This is a genomic window from Thomasclavelia sp., assembly GCF_047249845.1.
In the GTDB taxonomy this organism is placed as follows: Bacteria; Bacillota_I; Bacilli_A; order Erysipelotrichales; family Coprobacillaceae; genus Thomasclavelia.
This window is the reverse complement of sequence record NZ_JBKTWO010000091.1, coordinates 1-4,994: the sequence shown is the minus strand read 5'-3', so window position 1 is coordinate 4,994 and position 4,994 is coordinate 1. Positions and strand designations below refer to the sequence as shown.

Genomic DNA, 4,994 nt, shown 5'->3' with positions numbered 1-4,994 from the left:
CTAATCCAACAAATCCTGAAAGTACAGTAAAACCAGGTGATACAAAGGTAAATGCGACTAAGACAGGAGATAATGGACTAGTAGGAGTATTTATAGGAGTAATGATGTTAAGTATTGCAGGAATAAGTATCTTAAGAAAAAAAGAAGATTGTTAATTATAAAATTAAAATAATAACGCCATAACTTTCTAAAAATTATGGCGTTATTTAGTTTGTTTATCAGTTTTAAAAATATCAGAAATAAATTAAGTTATTTAATGAAAGGTAAATAAGTGTTAATATAAAGACGATAAAATGATAGGAGAAAAATATGGAAAATCATGATGTGATATTAGAAAGTGCTCGACATTTAATATGTGATAATGGTTTTAATAAAGTGACAGTTAAAATGATTTGTGAACAATCGAAGATATCAAGAAAAACCTTTTATACATTCTATCAGGATAAATATGATGTTTTGGAACAAATTTTAATTAAAGATGTAATTAGTGTGCTTAATAATTTAATTGATAAATTTGGTAAAATGGAATTAAATCGACCAATTATTTTAGAAGCGATGTATCAGGGGATATATGATAATAAAGTATTTTATCGTAAAACAATCAATCTACAAGGAAAAGATTCTTTAGAATCATATTTATTGTATAATTTAACTAAAAGTATGCAAAAAATTTTAGTTGATAGTAGGATCAGTGAAATAGAAAGAGAATATGCCTGCCATTTTTATGCATCAGCTCAAGTCATGTTGATAAAGAAATGGATTATGGATGATTTTATCTTGAGCCCAAGAGAAATGGCTGAGAATTATCAAAAATGGGCAGTTGAAACTTTATTTAGCAATTATTTATAATAAAAATTACTTGAATATAGAAAAAGGTAACACATATAATTGAATGTTACCTTTTTCTATACATTTATAAATGTTTGATAATATTATTGTTAATTGTTAAGTGATATAATAAATATAAGATAATGGTTATAAAATTGGTTGATAAAATATATTTTATTTTTAATAAAGTGATTTTTATAATAAGATGTAAAATCAATGAAATTATACCTTTTTATTTAATATTTTTTATAAATTAACTAATCTTTATATTTTAAAGATTAGATATTATAAAACAGCTAACAAAGAAAATATTTATAAGATTTGATGGATATTGTAATTAGTATAGATTGTTACTTTAAGTAGGCAAGACTATAAAACAGAGATGTTTTTAGTCTTGTTTTTATTTATTGTATTTAAAATAAATGTATGTACATCATTTTATTTCATATATAGGAAGATGTATGAAATATAGTGATTACAAATAATTAATAGAAAGGAGAGGTTTAAAAAGTATAAATTTATATTTTATTTATGGGAAAAGAAAAAATTAGATATTAGTGGAGGAAAATTATGTTAAAGAAAATTTTAAGATTTTGCTTATCTTTTATTATTGTTTTTTCATGTTTGTCTTTAACAAAGATGACTAACGCATTAGAAGAAAGTGACAGTGATGAAGCACAAATAGAGGAGTATCAAAATTCATTAACTGGTTCATCTGATGTAACAGCTCCAGCAATTCGTGGTGCTACACCAAGTAAAGAACAAATGGATTATTACAAAGAAGAATTATCAGCGTTTATTCATTTTGGTCCTAATACTTTTACAGGAAATGAGTGGGGAACTGGTACACCTGAAGAAATAGCTGCTTTTAATCCATCCGAATTAGATACTGATCAGTGGGTAACATCATTGAAAGATGCTGGTTTTAAAAAGATAATTATAACTGCAAAACATCATGATGGTTTTCAACTATGGCCAAGTGAGTATTCACAAAGAAATGTTGGATATTCGCCATTTGGACTAAACAGTCCAGATCAAGGAGATGTTTTAGCAAGATTATCAGCATCATGTACAAAATATGAAATGGATATGGGTTTATATCTTTCACCTTGGGATATGGGAGAAACCTCTTATGGACAAAATGTTAATGTATATGATGATGGAGGAAAATTAGTTTTAAAAGTAGATGATCAGGGTAATGGAACTTTAGTTGATTCTACTTATCCGCTAAATAAAACTTTTAATGGAAAGATTGAAGTGGTTGATAATGGCGCAGGTGATTATAATGAATTTTATTTAAATCAATTAAAAGAAGTGCTTAGTAATGATAAATATGGTAGAGATGGAAAATTTGTTGAAATCTGGATGGATGGAGCTAAAAATGATCCTCGATATCAGGAATATGATTTAAAAGAATGGTGGTCTTTGTGTAGAGAATTAGAACCAGGGGTATTAATTTTTAATAATATTGGAAATGATGTTCGTTGGGTTGGAAATGAATCTGGTTTTTCATATGATCCAATTTGGGCACAAGTAGATCCTGATAAATTGTGGAATGATTATAATTTAGGAATAGGTTCTAATCCGGAATCTGAATATCCAAGTAAACTGCAAGTATATAAATCAGGAAGTAATTTTAGATGGAAATATGCAAACAGTTATGAAGATGGTGGATATTTAACCCGAGGTGATCCAAATGGAGCAATTTGGAGTATGCCGGAAGCTGATTATTCAATTATTGGGGATTGGTTCTGGAAAAATAAAAATCCTCAAAGTGGAATCCAAATGACAGAGAATTATTTCCAAAGTGTTGGAAATGCAACACCGATGTTATTAAATACTCCTCCTAATCGAAAAGGTTTGCTTGAAGAGAGTTATGTCGATTCTTTAAAAGAATTAAGAAGTATTTTAGATAATACTTTTGCAACAAATGTTACAAAAGGTGCTAAAGCAGTTGCAACTACAACTTACAAAAATTCACCTTCATATTCTGCTGATAATGTTATAAATGGTAACTATGATAGCTATTGGGCAGCACAAGAAGGTCAAAATACAGGTTCAGTTACAGTATTTTTAGATGGTACACAACAGTTTGATTTAATTGATATTAAAGAATATGTACCATTAGGACAAAATATATCCGATTATGAAGTTGAAGTACGGGTAAATGGTGCTTGGAAAACTTTTGGTAGAACAGGGAACTCTACACGTAAATCAAAACAAACAATAGGATATCAAAGTATTTTACGTGATAATCCTGTAGATGCCGATGCAATTCGTTTGACTATTAAAGGTGCTTATGGAAGTCCTAAAATCAGTGAAATAAGTGCTTATAAGATGGACAGTAGAATAGAATTTGGAAAGGCTTCTGTACCTATACCAGCTGGGCTAGATTTTATTGATGCACATAGTGCTACTACGACAGGCAGTTGGAACAAAAATGATGCTGATACAGTAAGACCAAATAGCATGTCAACATGGGATAGCAACGCTAGTGCAACTTATAAATTTACAGGAACACGTTTTATCTTGTCATCAAGGTATTCTAAAAACTTTGGAGGAATTAAAGTTACTGTTGATAATGGGGAACCATTTATTGTTAATCTAAATGATCCTAATGCAACTACTAATATGAGTGATCTGGTATATTATTCAGATACTCTTGAAAATGGCGAACATACAGTATTATTGCAGCCTGTTACAATAAATGGAAAAGTATCAATAGCAAGTGATGGGCTATTCTATTTAAATAATGATTGCTCAGGAATGTTTGAAATAGAAAATCCATCTCTTGAAGTAGAGGAATCAAAATCGGCTACAATGATTGTAAATCGTATTGGTGGAAGTAAAGGAGAAGTAACAGTTCAAGTTAATACTGCGCCAGGAACCGCAGTTAATGGCAGACATTATGAAACAGTTGATACAGTTTTAACATTTAAAGATGGAGAAACTAGAAAAGAAGTAGCTCTTCCAACTATAGATAATGATGAAACATCAGGAACACTTTATTATACAGTTTCATTAAGCAAACCTACAAATAAGGCAATTGTTGGTTTTAACTCTAAAGCAATGATTTATATTTTAGATAATGAAGTAGATACATCAAAATTATTAGAAACTATTGAAAATGCTGAAAAACTATCTTCAGATAAATATGAAATAGATGTTTGGCAAAACTTACAAAATTTAATTAGTAATGCTAAGGTATTTTTAGAATTACCTGATTTAAGTCAAAAAGATGTAGATAGTTATAATGAAAATCTAAATAATGAGTTAAAATATATTCGAGAAAAGGGCACATATACAAATCTAAGTGCCACAGAAGCTATAAAGATAGAATTTGAAGATGGTGAATTAGATGGTGGTGCTGGAACTGTTAAAAGAGGTGATCATCCTAATTATACTAATTTAAGTGGTACAGGAATGGTTATTGACCTTAATACAAAAGGTAATGTAACAATTTGGTTCAATGCTCCAAAAGCAGGTCAATATACAATGGATATTCAATATTATTCAGGGGCTCCAAATACAATTCATTTTGATAATGAAAGAAGCGGTGATATGGCAATTACTGGCAATAAAGATGTTTGGAAACAAGGGGATCCATTTATTAATAATACTCAGATAACAATCAATATTCCTAAAGCAGGAATGAATAAACTTAAGTTTATTCAAGTTGGCTCTAAAGATCATCCTAATTTAGATTGTGTAACATTTACATATAATTACATATCCGCTACTGGGGTAAATATTACTCCAAATAAGGTATCATTGAAGAAAGGGCAAACACAAATTTTAGAAGCAGCTGTTACACCAACAAATGCAAGTGATAAAGATATTGTTTGGACAAGTTCAGATATAACAGTAGCTAAAGTATCTAAAGATGGTGTAGTAGAAGCAGTTAATGCAGGTACAGCAATAATTACAGGAACAATTGCAGGTACAGAGATTAGTGATACTGTTAGTGTTACTGTGGCTGGAGAAATTATCGAAACAAATAAAACAGCATTATCAATAGCAATTGATATGGCTAATGCAGTAACTCAAAAACAATTAGATAAATTAGTACCAGCAGTAGCTGATGAATTCAAAGCAGCATTGGAAAATGCTCAAACTATCTATGCAAAAGACAATGCAAGTCAAGAAGAAGTAAATAATGCATTTGA

Annotated in this window: 3 protein-coding genes; all 3 read left to right on the top strand. The window is 29.5% G+C overall.

Annotation, left to right across the window (positions count from 1 at the left end; translation table 11 throughout):
- On the top strand, nucleotides 1-155 hold a 155-nt coding region (locus ACLR9T_RS13310; RefSeq protein WP_413109993.1), incomplete at its 5' end, for an LPXTG cell wall anchor domain-containing protein.
- 154 nt (nucleotides 156-309) lie between these two features.
- Nucleotides 310-849 carry a TetR/AcrR family transcriptional regulator gene (locus ACLR9T_RS13305; protein WP_413109992.1) on the top strand — a complete coding sequence of 180 codons (540 nt, stop codon included), beginning with the start codon at nucleotides 310-312 and terminating at the stop codon, nucleotides 847-849.
- A gap of 549 nt (nucleotides 850-1,398) precedes the next feature.
- Nucleotides 1,399-4,994: alpha-L-fucosidase (locus tag ACLR9T_RS13300; protein ID WP_413109991.1), on the top strand; the 3,596-nt coding region annotated here is incomplete at its 3' end.

Coding starts and splice junctions, on each gene's coding strand:
- ACLR9T_RS13305 (WP_413109992.1), top strand. CDS start 310: ATGGAAAATCATGATGTGATATTAGAAAGTGCTCGACATTTAATATGT.